Origin of the sequence: Streptomyces sp. CA-142005 (assembly GCF_050942335.1) — a bacterium.
GTDB lineage: Bacteria > Actinomycetota > Actinomycetes > Streptomycetales > Streptomycetaceae > Streptomyces.
Map to the genome: position 1 here is coordinate 5,740,561 of NZ_CP192078.1, position 13,275 is coordinate 5,753,835.

The window sequence follows — 13,275 nt, forward strand, 5'->3', positions numbered from 1 at the left end:
TGCGGGTCGGGGAGCCGGCGGTCGCGCCCACGCGCGGCTCCACGGCACGCCGGTGGTTCCCGCGCGCCGTCGCCGCCGTCACCGCCCTGCGCGGTCGTCGTCCTCGCCCAGGGCCATGCCGGCCTGCCCTTGACCCGCATCGTCACGATCGAGGCCAAGATGGCCTCGAAGGCCGACTACTTCGAGGATCCCGAGGTCCAGCGGCTGCTCGTCCGGCACGGCTTCCGGGTGCACATCACCCGCATGGGCTCGCGGGGGATCGCCGCCCAGAGCTACGACGGCTACGACGTCGTCTTCCCCTCCGGCCAGCCCGCCGCCGACCTGATCACCAGGAAGCGCGCGGCCGAGGGCCACCCGGCCACGACGTACCGCCCGTTCGTCAGCCCGGTCGTGCTCGGCACCTACCGCGAGTACGCCGAGACGCTGCAGGACGCCGGAATCGCCACCCCGTTACCGGGGGTGCCCACGGGCGCGAAGCCCCTCTACTACTCCCTCGACATGAAGAAGTTCCTGCAGGCGACCGCCGACAACCGTCGCTGGGACGCCCTGGGCACCGACCGCGACGGCCACCGCATCGGCATCGACCGGCACGGCATCCACAACGGCAACAAGGTGCTCGCGCAGACCTCCGACATCTGCGAGGCCAACTCCGCCGGCACCTATCTGGGGCTCGTCTCCTACGTCTGGAACGACGACAACATCCCGCAGGACACCGCCGAGGCGACCCGGTTCGCCGAGCAGATAAGGCTCCTCCTCAACGACCAGGGCATGCCGTCCTCCGAGAAGAACGAGACGTACGTGTCCGCCGAGGGCAAGAGCATCTCGCCGATCGCGGTGATCTACGAGCACCAGTTCCTGGCCCACCAGATCGCCACCCGGGCCGGCACCGGGCACGTCGACAGCGAGCGTGTGCTGCTCTACCCGTCGGCGAGGTTCATCACCGAGCCGCAGCTCATCGCGCTCACCCCGGACGGCGCCCGGCTCGGCGACCTGATCAGCACGGACCCGGCGCTGCAGAAGCGGGCGATGGAGCTCGGCTTCCGGGTCCGGGACGCCGAGGGCGCCTCCGCCACCAGCGACTCGCTGACCCGGTTCCTGACCGACCACCACATCCAGGCGCCCGTCCTGTCGGACGACGACACCAAGGCGGTGCTGCCCCGGCTCGACCTGCTGGAGAAGATGATCGAGATCGTCGGCGACTGCGACCCGGTGGCCGAGGCGGCGGCCGGCCAGGAGGCGCCATGACCGCCCGCGCACCGATGGCCGGCCTGTGCCGGGCCCGTGGCCTGCCCGCCGCCCTCTGCCTGGTCCTGCTCGCCGCGCTGGGCGGGCTCGTCTCCTGCTCCGGCGGGGGCGGCGGCCCCGACACCACCCTGCACGTCCTGGCCAGCGACGAACTCACCGACATGGAACCGCTGCTGACCCGGCTCCGCCAGGACACCGGGGTCCGCCTGGACCTGGACTACCGGGCGACCAACGACGCGAGCGACACCCTGCTGACCGGCCGCCACTCCTACGACCTGGCCTGGCTCTCCTCCGACCGCTACTTCCGGCTGAAGGCCAAGAAGGCCGCCGCCGGAACCCACCCGGCCACCCCCGTGCAGAGCACCTCGATCATGCGCTCCCCGGTCGTCGTCGGCCTCACCGGGGACGTGGCCCGCACGCTGCGCGCCAAGGCGCCCGGCGGACGCGTGTCCTGGGCGGACCTCGCCGACGCCGCCGCCACCGGCACCATGCGCTTCGGCATGGCCGACCCCCGGCACAGCAACAGCGGGCTCGCCGCGCTGGTCGGCGTCGCCACCGCCGCGGCCGGCACCGGCAGCGCGCTGCGCCCGCAGGACGTCAGCTGCGACCGGCTGCGCGGCTTCCGCTCCGGGCAGAGCCTCACCGCCGAGAGCTCCCACGCCCTGCTGGACGCCTTCGCCGAGCACCCCGGCCGCACCAACGCGCTGATCACCTACGAGTCCGAACTGCTCGCCCTGAACGCCTCCGGGCGCCTCAAGCAGCCCCTTCAGATCGTCCACCCCGCCGACGGCATGGTGCTGTCCGACTATCCGCTGCTCCTGCTCGACCAGCGCCACCGGGACGCCTACGACCGCGTGGTGAAGTGGCTGACCGCCGCCGACCACCAGCGGGAGATCATGCGGCGGACGCTGCGCCGCCCGGTCAGCACCGCGGTGACCCGCGACCCCCGGCTCACCGCGCCCCTGGACAACGCCCTGTACTTCCCGGACGACCCGGCCGTCCTCGACCGGCTGCTGGCCGACTACGGCGACCCCCGGCGCCGCGCCGCCGACCAGGTGATCTTCCTGCTCGACTTCTCCGCCTCCATGCGCGGCGCCCGGACCACCGCGCTCAGGGCCGCGTTCGCGGGGCTCAGCGGGGCGGACTCCTCCGCCACGGGCAAGTTCGTGCGCTTCTACCAGGGCGAGCGGCTGACCGTGATCCGCTTCGGCGGGCGCCCGCTGGACGAGCGCACGGTCACCGTGCACGGCGGCGCCGACCTCACGGCCCTCACGGACTTCGTCGCGGGTGGCGGCTACGACGGCTCGACGGCCGTCTGGTCCGCCCTGGACCACGGCTACGGCGCAGCCGAGCGGGCGCTGCGCGAGGACCCGGGGCGGGCCGTGGCCATCGTGCTGATGACCGACGGCGAGAACAACGCGGGCATCGACCGCGCGGCCTTCGTCAGCCGCTACCGGGCCCGGCCCGCCGACGCCCGCGCCGTGCACACCTACCCCGTCCACTTCGGCGACGCCGACGCGGCCGAACTGCGCCAGGTCGCCTCGGTGACCGGCGGCCGCATGGTCGACGCCCGTCACTCGTCCCTGTCCACCGCGTTCAAGGAGATCCGTGGCTGTTCTTGACGGCACCTGGTGGAGCGCCTGGTGGGGCGCGATGACGTGGTGGCTGGCGGCCTTCGCCGGCCTGCTCGTGCTGGCCGTGCTCTTCGTACGGCGGGCCGTGGTGCGGATGAGGAAGACACCCGAGGATTCCCACTACCTGCCGCTGTACCTGGACAACGACGCGGTCATGGACGTGTTCAAGATGGGCAACCACCGGTCGGCGCTGCGCAAGGAGGTCGAGGAGCGCAACGTGCGCAACACCGGCTGTCTGGCGGCGATTCCGGTGCTGTCCCTGATGTTCCGGATCACCGGGGACAGGACCACCGAGATCGTCGCCAAGTACGTCGAGGACAGCCAGCCGATACAGGTGATCGGCCTGCTGCTGTCCGTCCTGCAGCGGGGCGACGGGCTCGCCCAGGTGCGGCTGCGGCAGCACAAGGCGACGGTCAGACCGAACGGCGCCCTCCTCCGGGCCGGGGTCACCAGCGACGTGGTGCTCAGCGAGATCGGCGAGTTCGTCATGATCACCGGCCGGTTCGAGGCCCAGGAGAGCGAGGGCGACACCCTGGTGATGCGGGCGCCCTACGGAGACGGCGAGCAGTCCGCGCACCTGCGGGTCGTGCTGCGCCCCGCCGGCCTGCGCCCCCCGGGCCGGCAGTTGCCCGAGGGCCAGTTCCAGGCCCACTGCCTGGGCAAGGTGACGACCTGGCGCCCCGACACCCGCGAGGTCGTGCTGCAGTACCCGGTGGCCGTCTTCCAGTGAACTGCGGGTATCGGCACCGCCGATGAGCCCATCGGCAGCGCCCCGCACTGGCGCGTGGACCGGCACGGGGGGCCGTTCGTAGCGTCGTCGGCATGACCTCACAGACCAGGGGCGCGGCCCAGCTGACCACCGCCATGATGCTCTCCGGCACCCTCGGCGTCTTCGTCGTCGAGTCCGGTGCCTCGCCCTTCGACGTCGTCTTCTTCCGCGTGCTGTTCGGCGCTCTCGCCCTCGGCGGCTATGTCGCCGCCCGCGGCTGGCTGCGCGACCACGGCTTCACCCGGCGCACCCTCTCACTGGCCGTCCTGGGCGGGGTGTTCATCGTCTTCAACTGGGTGCTGCTGTTCTCGTCGTACGAGAACACGTCCATCTCCGTCGCCACGGTCGTCTACCACACCCAGCCCTTCTACGTGGTCCTCCTCGGCGCCCTGCTGTTCCGCGAGCGGATCACCGCCGCGAAGGTCGGCTGGATCGCCGTCGCCTTCGCCGGGCTGGTCCTCGTCTCGGGCGTCACCCCCGGCGACTTCGCGAGCGGAGGCACGTATCTGCTCGGCATCGGCCAGGCCCTCCTCGCCGCCCTGCTCTACGGCCTGTCCACCCTGGTCACCAAGCGGATCACCGGTGTCCGCCCGCACCTGATCGCCCTCGTCCAGGTCCTCGTCGGCATCCCGCTCCTGCTGCCCTTCGCGGACTTCGGCGCGATGAGCGGCACCGGCTGGAGGTGGGGCTGGCTGGTCGGACTCGGGCTGATCCACACCGGGGTGATGTACGTCCTCATGTACGCCGCGTACGCCCAGCTGCCGACCACGAAGATCGCCGTACTGGCCTTCGTCTACCCGGCCGTGGCGATGCTGATGGACTGGCTGGTCTACGGCCACCACATCGGGCTCGTCCAGGCGCTCGGCGTGCCGCTGATCGTGGCGGCGAGCCTCAAGGTCACCCTCGCCCGTCCTGCTCGGCGACCAGCCGCCGCGCCTGCTCCACGAACAGCCGGGCGTGCGCCGGAAGACGCTTCCCGGCCCGCCACGCCAGCTGCGTGCGAAGCGTGAAGGGCGGCTCCCAGTCCAGTCGTACGAGAGAGCCCTCCGCGAGTTCGGCGGCGACCGTCACCTCGGGCAGCAGCGCGATCCCGAGGCCGGCCGCCGCCGCGCGCTTGGTGGCCTCGATCGTGCCGAACTCCATGAACTCCACGTCCCCGAAGGACCTCAGCTCCCGCTCGAACAGGTCCCGGTAGGCGCAGCCGGGCTCGGTGGCCAGCAGGGGCCGCTCCGTCAGGGCGGCGGTCGGCACGGGGGAGGCGCCCAGTGCGTGGCCCGGCGCCGCGACCAGCGCCAGCGGTTCCACCGCGAGCACCGCGCTCTCCAGCCCCGGGTGCCGGGTCTGCTCCTCCATCAGGAACCCGACGTCGTAGGTGCCCTGGCGCAGCGCCTGCCGGGTCTCGTCGCCGATAGTGGTGCGCAGCGCGAGCCGCACCTTGGGGTGGCGGTGGTGGAAGTACTCCAGCAGGGGCGGCAGCCGGTAGGAGGTCAGGGACTCCATGGTGCCCACGGTGAGGGTGCCGGACGGCTCCTCCGGCTCGACGACCACCGCCCGGGCCTCCTCGGCCAGCTCGATGATCTGCCGGGCGTACGGCAGCAGCCGCTCACCGGCCTCGGTGAGGCGGATCCGGCTGCCGAGCCGGTCGAACAGCTCGACGCCGAGGGAGGATTCCAGGGTGCGGATCTGGCCGGTCACGCTGGACTGCGCGTACGACAGCTCGGCCGCGGCCTGGGTGAAGCTCAGCACCGTGGCGACCTTCTCGAAGGTGACGAGCAGCCGGAGTTCCATCAGCCCTTCTCGGGGTCGTCCTTGTCGAGGGACTTGAGGAACTCGGGGTTGTCGTCGGGCGCGACCCACTGCCCGGGCATGGCACCGCCCGCCGGGACCGGCTGCCGCGCCTTGCCGGTGATCAGCCAGGCGACCGGGCCGACCAGCACCTCGCCGAAGAGCAGGATGATGATCACCCACACCACCTTCGGCAGATGCCGCACCTCTTCCTCGGGGGTGTTCAGGCAGTCCACGAAGGCGTAGATCCACAGCGCCAGCACCAGCAGGAACGGCAGATACCTGAGCATGGCGTGCAATCCCCCGACGAAGTGAGACGGGCCCGGTGACCGGGCCAGGGTAGCGGGTCGCCATGACGGATGTTCCGCGGGAGCCGGCCTCGCCGGTGTGCGGCATGCGGCAGCCGCCGCTCGCCAAGGACCCGGTGTGCGCGCGGATCGCCGCGCACCACCCGGACCGCCTGGACGGTGACCGGCGCGACCGGGTCAGTCATGAGGGCCTGGCGGGCTGGGGCCATGGCACGGTGCGGCTGCGCTGCGGCCTCGACCCGCCCGCGCCCACCAAGGACTCGTGCATCTCCGTGAACGGCGTGGACTGGGTGCTGCGCCGGGTCGCCGCGCGCGACGGCCGGAGCCTCCTCGTCACCTACGGGCGCAGGTCCGCCGTGGAGGTGACGCTCGCCGCATCGGTCCGGCAGACCGACGCCGTCCTCATGGAACCGAGCCGGCTGGTCGCACCGGTGCGGCAAACCGACCGCTGCCTGGACGGTGACTGAGTCCGGCTCAGCTCTTCTCGCCGAGCAGGACGGGTGAGGGTGCGCACGTCGGCTTCCGTGAGCCCGCTCACGGCCTGGGCGGCGATCCTTCCCTGCCGGTCGACGAACAGCGTGTACGGCAGCGCCCGCCCCAGGTACTTGCCGGGCAGCCGGTGCACGAGCTGCCGGCGCGGCGTCGTACAGGCTCGGATACGACAGCCGGTGGTCGCCGGCGAACGCCCGGCCCTGGGACCGGTCGGCGTCGGTGTCCACCCCCAGCACCTGGACTCCCTCGGCCGCCAAGTGCCGCTGCGCCTGCGACAGTTCCGGCGCCTCGGCGCGGCAGGGCCCGCACCAGGAGGCCCAGACGTTGAGCAGGACGACCTTGCCGCGGTAGTCGGACAGCCGGACCCGGCCGCCGTCGAGGGCGGTGCCGGAGAGGTCGGGAGCGGCCTGGCGGTCGGCGGCGGGGATGCGGGTCAGCAGGGAATCGACAGAGGTGTCCTCGTCCCGCTGCGGTGTGCACGCGGCGAGCGCGAGCAGCACGGCCAGGACCGGTGACACGCGACGGCGTCTCATGATCGCCGAGTATCCCAGCCTCCCCGGACGCCCGGCAGGGCAGGGGTGGGCGCGGGGACAAAGCGGTCTGTCGGCGATACTGGGCCTCATGGCTTACGACGATCTTCGCTCCCTGCTGCGGGCGCTGGAGCGCGAGGGCGACCTCAAGCGCATCAAGGCCGAGGTCGACCCGTATCTCGAAGTCGGGGAGATCGTCGACCGGGTACAGAAGTCCGGCGGCCCCGCCCTGCTCTTCGAGAACGTGAAGGGCTCGGCGATGCCGCTGGCCATGAACGTCTTCGGCACCGACCGCCGCCTGCTCAAGGCCTTGGGCCTGAAGTCGTACGGCGAGATCTCCGAGAAGATCGGCGGCCTGCTGCGGCCCGAGCTGCCGCACGGCTTCGTCGGCGTGCGCGAGGCCTTCGGCAAGCTCGGCGCGATGACCCACGTGCCGCCGAAGAAGGTCAAGGAGGCCCCGGTGCAGGAGGTCGTCCTGCACGGTGACGAGGTGGACCTCGACCGGCTCCCGGCGCTGTTCACCTGGCCCAAGGACGGCGGCTCCTTCTTCAACCTGGGGCTCACCCACACCAAGGACCCGGAGACGGGCATCCGCAACCTCGGGCTCTACCGCCTGCAGCGCCACGACCGGCGCACCATCGGCATGCACTGGCAGATCCACAAGGACAGCCGGAACCACTACCAGGTGGCCGCCAGAAGGGGCGAACGGCTGCCCGTCGCCATCGCCTTCGGCTGCCCCCCGGCCGTCACCTACGCCTCCACCGCGCCCCTGCCGGGCGACATCGACGAGTACCTGTTCGCCGGGTTCATCGCGGGCAAGCGGATCGAGATGGTCGACTGCAAGACCGTCCCCCTCCAGGTCCCGGCGAACGCCGAGGTCGTCCTGGAGGGCTGGCTGGAGCCGGGCGAGATGCTGCCCGAGGGCCCCTTCGGCGACCACACCGGCTTCTACACCCCGCAGGAGCCGTTCCCGGCGCTGAAGATCGACTGCGTGACCATGCGCAGGCGCCCGCTGCTGCAGTCGATCGTGGTCGGCCGCCCGCCGACGGAGGACGGGCCGCTGGGCAGGGCGACGGAGCGCTTCTTCCTCCCCTTGCTGAAGATCATCGTCCCGGACATCGTGGACTACCACCTGCCCGAGGCCGGAGGCTTCCACAACTGCGCGATCGTCTCGATCGACAAGAAGTACCCCAAGCACGCGCAGAAGGTGATGCACGCGATCTGGGGGGCGCACATGATGTCCCTGACCAAGCTGATCGTGGTCGTGGACGCCGACTGCGACGTGCACGATCTGCACGAGGTCGCCTGGCGGGCCCTCGGCAACACCGACTACGGCCGTGACCTCACGGTCGTCGAAGGCCCCGTCGACCATCTGGACCACGCCTCCTACCAGCAGTTCTGGGGCGGCAAGGCGGGGATCGACGCGACGAAGAAGTGGCCCGAGGAGGGCTACACCCGCGACGGGGGCTGGCCGGACATGGTCCTGTCGGACCCGGCTACGGCGGCCCTGGTGGACCGCCGCTGGAAGGAGTACGGCCTGTGAGCAGCGCTTCCGCCGCGATCCCCCAGCCGGGACGCACGAAGGCCTTTCTGCGCCTGGTGATGATCGAGCACTCGATCTTCGCGCTGCCCTTCGCCTACATCGCCGCCCTCACGGCGATGTACGAGTGGGACAGGAACATCCACTGGGGCCGGCTGCTGCTGGTCACCGTCTGCATGGTCGGCCTGCGCACGTTCGCGATGGCGGTCAACCGGATCATCGACCGCGAGATCGACGCCCGCAACCCCCGTACGGCCCACCGCGAGCTGGTCACCGGCGCGATGTCGGTCCGGCACGCCTGGACCGGCGCCCTGATCGCCCTGGTGATCTTCCTGGGCGCGGCGGCCCTGCTCAACCCCCTGTGCCTGGCCCTGGCGCCGGTGGCGGTGATCCCCATGGTGATCTACCCCTACGGCAAACGGTTCACGAACTTCCCGCAGGCGATCCTGGGCCTCGCCCAGGCGATGGGGCCGGTGGGCGGCTGGCTGGCCGTCTCCGGGACCTGGGACTGGGACGCGGCCGTCCTCGGCCTCGCCGTCGGCATCTGGATCGGCGGCTTCGACCTGATCTACGCCTGCCAGGACGTGGAGACCGACCGCGAGATCGGTGTCATGTCGGTGCCGGCCCGCTTCGGCATCCCGGTGGCGATCTGGGGCGCCCGCGCCTGTCACACGGTCACGACGGCCCTGTTCGTCTGGTACGGCCTGGTCACCGGCGCGGGTGCCTTCTTCTGGCTCGGCCTGCTGATCGTCGCGGGCGCGTTCCTGTACGAGCACTCGATCGTCCGGCCGCACGACCTCTCCCGCCTGAACCGGGCCTTCTTCAGCGTCAACGGTTTCATCGGCATCGCCCTGTTCGTGTGCGCGCTGCTCGACCTGCTGGTGCGGGGGCTGTCCGTCTGACGGTTCGGTCCGCCGGTACGCTCAAAGTGTGAACGCAGGAGAATCGCAGCGCGTGCCTTGGATCGTGGGGGTGTCCGGTGCGTCCGGGACGCCGTATGCGGCGGCCGTGCTGCGGGCGCTGCTCGGGGCCGGGGAGGCGGTCGACCTGGTGGTCAGCCGGGCCTCGCGGCTGACGCTGCTGGACGAGACGGGCATCTCGTTCCGGGACGCCCACTGGCAGGACGACCTGCGGGAATGGCTGGCCCGGGGGGCCGACGGCAAGCCCGGGACCTTCGACGTGGACATCAGCGGGGTGCGGTACTGGAGCGCGGGCGACCTCGCGGCCGGGCCGTCCTCGGGGTCGTACCCGGCCAAGGGGATGCTGATCGTGCCCGCCTCGACGGCCTGTGTCGCGGGCGTCGCGCTGGGCCTGTCCAAGGATCTGCTGCAGCGGGCGGCGAGCGTCACCCTCAAGGAGCGCCGCCCCCTGGTCGTGGCCGTGCGCGAGACCCCGCTCAACGGCCAGACCCTGAGGCACCTCGTGGCGCTGGACGACGCCGGCGCGAGCGTCGTACCGGCCTCGCCCGCCTTCTACGCGGGTGCCACCCATATCCAGGACCTGGTGGACTTCGTCGGCGGGCGGGTGCTGGACGCGGCGGGCGTCGGGCACGGCCTCTACCGGCGCTGGAAGGGCGAACTGGGCGGCGGCACGGACCAGTAGCGCACGGGCGGTACCGCTCGTCACCGCGGGAACCTTCAGACTTCTTCGGAAACCTCTTCAGACCTCTTCAGACTCTTCAGCGGAAGGCTTCGATCGCATGGACGCGGTGGACAGGCAGCTCATCCAGGCCCTGAGGGAGAACGGCCGGGCCTCGTACGCGGAGCTGGGGCGCCTCGTCGGCCTGTCGGGCCCGAGCGTCACCGACCGCATCAACCGGCTGGAGGCGGCCGGTGTCATCACCGGCTACCGCGCCACGGTGAACGCGGCCTCCCTAGGCCTCGGCGTCACCGCGCTGATCGGCATCTCGCTCTCCGACGCCGCCGACCACGAGGACGTCGCCCAGCGGCTGCGGGACCTGTCGGAGATCGAGGACTGCTGGTTCATCGCCGGCGACGACTCCTACATGCTCAAGGTGCGGGCGACGGACGTGGACGGCCTGGAGAGGATCATCCGCCGGCTCAGCGGCACCAAGGGCGTCTCGCGCACCCGGACCACGATCGTGCTCTCCACCAAGTGGGAGAACCGGGTCGGGGAGCTGCCCGAAGAGGTCTAGGGATACGGTTGGTCCGGCTGTCGTAGAAAGGGCGTGTTGGCATGGACGTCGGGCTCAAGCGCGAGCTGGAGGAGAAGGTCCGCTCCGGTGAGCGGCTGACCCGCGAGGACGGCATCGCGCTGTACGAGTCGGACGACCTGGCGTGGCTCGGCGGGCTCGCGCACGAGGTGCGCACCCGCAAGAACGGTGACGTGGTCCACTTCAACGTCAACCGGCACCTCAACATGACCAACGTGTGCACGGCCTCCTGCGCCTACTGCTCCTTCCAGCGCAAGCCGGGCGAGAAGGACGCGTACACGATGCGCATCGAGGAGGCCGTCAAGCTCGCCAAGGCGATGGAGTCGGAGAACCTCACCGAGCTGCACATCGTCAACGGCCTGCACCCGAACCTGCCGTGGCGTTACTATCCGCGCTCGCTCAGGGAGCTGAAGGCGGCGCTCCCGAACGTCTCCCTGAAGGCCTTCACGGCGACGGAGATCCACCACTTCGAGACGATCAGCGGTCTGTCCGCCTCGGAGATCCTGGACGAGCTGATCGACGCGGGCCTGGAGTCCCTCACCGGCGGCGGCGCGGAGATCTTCGACTGGGAGGTCCGGCAGCACATCGTGGACCACCGCACCCACTGGGAGGACTGGTCCCGGATCCACCGCCTGGCGCACGAGAAGGGTCTGAAGACCCCGTGCACCATGCTCTACGGCCACATCGAGGAGCCGAGGCACCGCGTCGACCACGTCCTGCGGCTGCGCGAGCTGCAGGACGAGACGAACGGCTTCCAGGTCTTCATCCCGCTGCGCTACCAGCACGACTTCGTGGACATGAAGGACGGCAAGGTACGCAACACCCTCCAGGCCCGTACCCAGATGGCGACCGGCGCCGAGGCGCTGAAGACCTTCGCGGTCTCCCGCCTGCTGTTCGACAACGTCCCGCACGTGAAGGTCTTCTGGGTGATGCACGGCGTGCAGACCGCCCAGCTGGCCCTCCAGCACGGCGCGGACGACATGGACGGCTCGGTCGTGGAGTACAAGATCACCCACGACGCGGACAACTTCGGCACGCCCAACAAGCTGACCCGCAAGGACCTGCTGGAACTGATCCGCGACGCCGGCTTCCGCCCGGTGGAGCGGAACACGCGGTACGAGATCATCCGCGAGTACGACGGCCCGGACCCGGCGCGCCGGGAGTCCCCGCAGCCGATGCGGGTGTGACATTTCAGCGGGGGTACCCGGCACGCATGGCTGCTACGAAGGCCCCCGAGGACGCCTACACGGCGGAGCCCTTCGTCCCGGAGGGCGCCAGTCTCACCGCCCTGCGGAAGGCCGCCGCTGCCTGCCGTGGTTGCCCGCTGCACGAGAACGCCACCCAGACGGTGTTCGGCGCGGGCAACGCGCACGCCCGCGTCATGCTCGTCGGTGAGCAGCCCGGCGACCAGGAGGACCGGCAGGGCAAACCCTTCGTCGGGCCCGCCGGCCGCATGCTGGACAAGGCGCTCGCGGAAGCCGGGATCGACCCGGGCGACGCCTACGTCACCAACGCCGTCAAGCACTTCAAGTTCACCCAGGCCGAACCCCGCAAGCGCCGCATCCACAAGGCGCCGAGCCTGAGGGAGATGACCGCCTGCGGCCCCTGGCTCGCGGCGGAGCTGGCGCTGGTCGAGCCGGAGCTGATCGTGGTGCTGGGGGCGACGGCCGGGAAGGCGCTGCTGGGGTCGTCGTTCCGGGTGGGGGAGGTGCGCGGCACGGTCCTGGAGCGGGAGATCCACGGGCGGCCCGAGCGGCTGGTGCCCACCGTGCACCCGTCCTCGGTCCTCCGGGCGCAGGACGACGAGGACAGGAAGGCCGCGTACCAAGGGCTGGTCGCCGATCTGAAAGTGGCCGCACGGGCCCTCGGGTAATAGTTACACTGCCCGCATGCCACTTACTTTTACGCTGGACCCCGCCATCACCCCGGCCCTGCGCGACGGCATCCTCGACCTGTGGACGGACGTCTCCAACGCGGGCGGCGCCGTGGGCTTCGTGCCGCCGGTGAGCCGGGAGGACATCCGGCCGGAGCTGGTGCGGCACTTCGTGGGCATGGCCGAGGGGCGGCACCGGCTGCTGGTCGGGTGCGACGAGACGGGCGAGCCGGCCGCGACCGCGTTCTTCGCCTTCAACACGCACCGGCTCCAGACGCACTGGGTGTGGCTGTACACGGTGATGGTCCACCCGAGGCACCAGGGCAAGGGGTACGGCCGTGACCTGCTGGCGGCCGCGGCGGACGCGGCCCGCACCTTCGACGGCATCGACGCGATCCGGCTGACCTGCCGGGGCGGCCTCGGCCTGGAGCGGTTCTACGGCTCCTGCGGCTACAAGGAGGTCGGCCGGGTGCCCGGCGCCATCCGGGTGGCGCCCGGCGACGACCGCGACGACATCATCATGCTGCTCCCCCTCCACTGACCCCGCTGCAAGATCCCCCCGGGTCCGTGCTTCACTGGACGATGACCCCTTTTGGAATCGGACGAGTGGATTGAGATGCTCCGCTACACGCTGATGCGCCTCGGCATCTTCGCCGGCTGCCTCGTGGTCGTCTGGGGAGCCGTCTACTCCGGCATCTTCCCGCGCGGCTTCGGCAGCTCCAACGGCCTGTGGGTGCTGCTGCTCGCGCTGGTCCTGTCGGCGCCGATCAGCTGGGTGGTGCTGCGCAAGGAGCGGGACCGGGCCTCGGTGCAGATCGTGACCAGGGTCGACCGGATGAAGGCCAACCTGGAGGCCAACCGCAGCCAGGAGGACGGCGCCGACGACACCGCGAGGGCGCAGGGCGGGGCAGCCGCGTCCAACTAGT

15 protein-coding genes and 1 pseudogene are annotated in these 13,275 nt (G+C 71.0%); 13 read left to right on the forward strand and 3 right to left on the reverse strand.

The window, feature by feature from the left end:
• Nucleotides 1–129 precede the first annotated feature (129 nt).
• From ACQPXS_RS26890 to ACQPXS_RS26905, 4 genes are all read left to right on the forward strand, one after another.
• Nucleotides 130–1,245: a hypothetical protein gene (locus tag ACQPXS_RS26890; protein WP_433451826.1), complete on the forward strand. Its 1,116-nt coding sequence runs from the start codon at nt 130–132 to the stop codon at nt 1,243–1,245.
• Nucleotides 1,242–2,867: a substrate-binding domain-containing protein gene (locus ACQPXS_RS26895; protein ID WP_433451827.1), complete on the forward strand. Its 1,626-nt coding sequence runs from the start codon at nt 1,242–1,244 to the stop codon at nt 2,865–2,867. Before ACQPXS_RS26890 ends, ACQPXS_RS26895 begins: the two co-directional genes overlap by 4 nt.
• Nucleotides 2,854–3,609 carry a hypothetical protein gene (locus ACQPXS_RS26900; protein WP_356307753.1) on the forward strand — a complete coding sequence of 252 codons (756 nt, stop codon included), beginning with the start codon at nt 2,854–2,856 and terminating at the stop codon, nt 3,607–3,609. Before ACQPXS_RS26895 ends, ACQPXS_RS26900 begins: the two co-directional genes overlap by 14 nt.
• A 92-nt stretch (nt 3,610–3,701) precedes the next feature.
• Complete coding sequence (locus ACQPXS_RS26905; protein ID WP_433451829.1) at nt 3,702–4,658, forward strand: DMT family transporter; 957 nt, start codon at nt 3,702–3,704, stop codon at nt 4,656–4,658.
• Here ACQPXS_RS26905 and ACQPXS_RS26910 read toward each other — a convergent pair.
• The gene (locus ACQPXS_RS26910) at nt 4,546–5,436 is read right to left on the reverse strand and encodes a LysR family transcriptional regulator (RefSeq protein WP_433451831.1); all 891 of its coding nucleotides are present in this window, start codon (nt 5,434–5,436) and stop codon (nt 4,546–4,548) included. The two genes, ACQPXS_RS26905 and ACQPXS_RS26910, sit on opposite strands and share 113 nt — an antisense overlap.
• Entirely contained in the window at nt 5,436–5,723 is a 288-nt protein-coding gene (locus tag ACQPXS_RS26915) for a PLD nuclease N-terminal domain-containing protein (protein ID WP_433451832.1), read from the reverse strand. Before ACQPXS_RS26915 ends, ACQPXS_RS26910 begins: the two co-directional genes overlap by 1 nt.
• A 62-nt stretch (nt 5,724–5,785) precedes the next feature.
• Between ACQPXS_RS26915 and ACQPXS_RS26920 the strand changes: the two genes are divergently transcribed.
• Nucleotides 5,786–6,208: a DUF3515 family protein gene (locus tag ACQPXS_RS26920; protein ID WP_433451834.1), complete on the forward strand. Its 423-nt coding sequence runs from the start codon at nt 5,786–5,788 to the stop codon at nt 6,206–6,208.
• Between the two features lie 228 nt (nt 6,209–6,436).
• Here the strand turns inward: ACQPXS_RS26920 and ACQPXS_RS26925 are convergent.
• Nucleotides 6,437–6,856 (reverse strand): annotated as a pseudogene (locus ACQPXS_RS26925) (TlpA disulfide reductase family protein); the annotation flags it as partial.
• Here ACQPXS_RS26925 and ACQPXS_RS26930 point away from each other — a divergent pair.
• From ACQPXS_RS26930 to ACQPXS_RS26965, 8 genes are all read left to right on the forward strand, one after another.
• Nucleotides 6,855–8,306 carry a menaquinone biosynthesis decarboxylase gene (locus ACQPXS_RS26930; RefSeq protein ID WP_351802409.1) on the forward strand — a complete coding sequence of 484 codons (1,452 nt, stop codon included), beginning with the start codon at nt 6,855–6,857 and terminating at the stop codon, nt 8,304–8,306. The pseudogene ACQPXS_RS26925 and the gene ACQPXS_RS26930 overlap by 2 nt on opposite strands.
• Complete coding sequence (gene mqnP / locus ACQPXS_RS26935) at nt 8,303–9,205, forward strand: menaquinone biosynthesis prenyltransferase MqnP (RefSeq protein ID WP_351802407.1); 903 nt, start codon at nt 8,303–8,305, stop codon at nt 9,203–9,205. The genes ACQPXS_RS26930 and mqnP overlap by 4 nt, the downstream gene beginning before the upstream one ends.
• A 52-nt stretch (nt 9,206–9,257) precedes the next feature.
• Nucleotides 9,258–9,905, forward strand: a complete 648-nt coding sequence (locus ACQPXS_RS26940) for a UbiX family flavin prenyltransferase (protein ID WP_356307737.1) — start codon at nt 9,258–9,260, stop codon at nt 9,903–9,905.
• Between the two features lie 97 nt (nt 9,906–10,002).
• A complete protein-coding gene (locus ACQPXS_RS26945; RefSeq protein ID WP_351802403.1) occupies nt 10,003–10,458 on the forward strand; it encodes an Lrp/AsnC family transcriptional regulator in 456 nt (151 codons plus the stop codon).
• Nucleotides 10,459–10,499: 41 nt separating this feature from the next.
• Nucleotides 10,500–11,663 carry an aminofutalosine synthase MqnE gene (gene mqnE, locus ACQPXS_RS26950; protein ID WP_433451835.1) on the forward strand — a complete coding sequence of 388 codons (1,164 nt, stop codon included), beginning with the start codon at nt 10,500–10,502 and terminating at the stop codon, nt 11,661–11,663.
• Between the two features lie 26 nt (nt 11,664–11,689).
• Entirely contained in the window at nt 11,690–12,349 is a 660-nt protein-coding gene (locus ACQPXS_RS26955; RefSeq protein WP_433451837.1) for a UdgX family uracil-DNA binding protein, read from the forward strand.
• Between the two features lie 16 nt (nt 12,350–12,365).
• The gene (locus tag ACQPXS_RS26960) at nt 12,366–12,890 is read left to right on the forward strand and encodes an N-acetyltransferase family protein (RefSeq protein WP_433451839.1); all 525 of its coding nucleotides are present in this window, start codon (nt 12,366–12,368) and stop codon (nt 12,888–12,890) included.
• Between the two features lie 75 nt (nt 12,891–12,965).
• Entirely contained in the window at nt 12,966–13,274 is a 309-nt protein-coding gene (locus tag ACQPXS_RS26965) for a DUF4229 domain-containing protein (RefSeq protein ID WP_365333058.1), read from the forward strand.
• Nucleotide 13,275 lies beyond the last annotated feature (1 nt).

What these genes read in the sequence shown, in the direction of transcription:
- ACQPXS_RS26920 (WP_433451834.1), top strand. Translation starts at nt 5,786, where the DNA reads ATGACGGATGTTCCGCGGGAGCCGGCCTCGCCGGTGTGCGGCATGCGG.
- ACQPXS_RS26895 (WP_433451827.1), top strand. Translation starts at nt 1,242, where the DNA reads ATGACCGCCCGCGCACCGATGGCCGGCCTGTGCCGGGCCCGTGGCCTG.
- mqnE (WP_433451835.1), top strand. Translation starts at nt 10,500, where the DNA reads ATGGACGTCGGGCTCAAGCGCGAGCTGGAGGAGAAGGTCCGCTCCGGT.
- ACQPXS_RS26960 (WP_433451839.1), top strand. Translation starts at nt 12,366, where the DNA reads ATGCCACTTACTTTTACGCTGGACCCCGCCATCACCCCGGCCCTGCGC.
- ACQPXS_RS26905 (WP_433451829.1), top strand. Translation starts at nt 3,702, where the DNA reads ATGACCTCACAGACCAGGGGCGCGGCCCAGCTGACCACCGCCATGATG.
- ACQPXS_RS26915 (WP_433451832.1), bottom strand. Translation starts at nt 5,723, where the DNA reads ATGCTCAGGTATCTGCCGTTCCTGCTGGTGCTGGCGCTGTGGATCTAC.
- ACQPXS_RS26965 (WP_365333058.1), top strand. Translation starts at nt 12,966, where the DNA reads ATGCTCCGCTACACGCTGATGCGCCTCGGCATCTTCGCCGGCTGCCTC.
- ACQPXS_RS26930 (WP_351802409.1), top strand. Translation starts at nt 6,855, where the DNA reads ATGGCTTACGACGATCTTCGCTCCCTGCTGCGGGCGCTGGAGCGCGAG.
- ACQPXS_RS26945 (WP_351802403.1), top strand. Translation starts at nt 10,003, where the DNA reads ATGGACGCGGTGGACAGGCAGCTCATCCAGGCCCTGAGGGAGAACGGC.
- ACQPXS_RS26910 (WP_433451831.1), bottom strand. Translation starts at nt 5,436, where the DNA reads ATGGAACTCCGGCTGCTCGTCACCTTCGAGAAGGTCGCCACGGTGCTG.
- ACQPXS_RS26955 (WP_433451837.1), top strand. Translation starts at nt 11,690, where the DNA reads ATGGCTGCTACGAAGGCCCCCGAGGACGCCTACACGGCGGAGCCCTTC.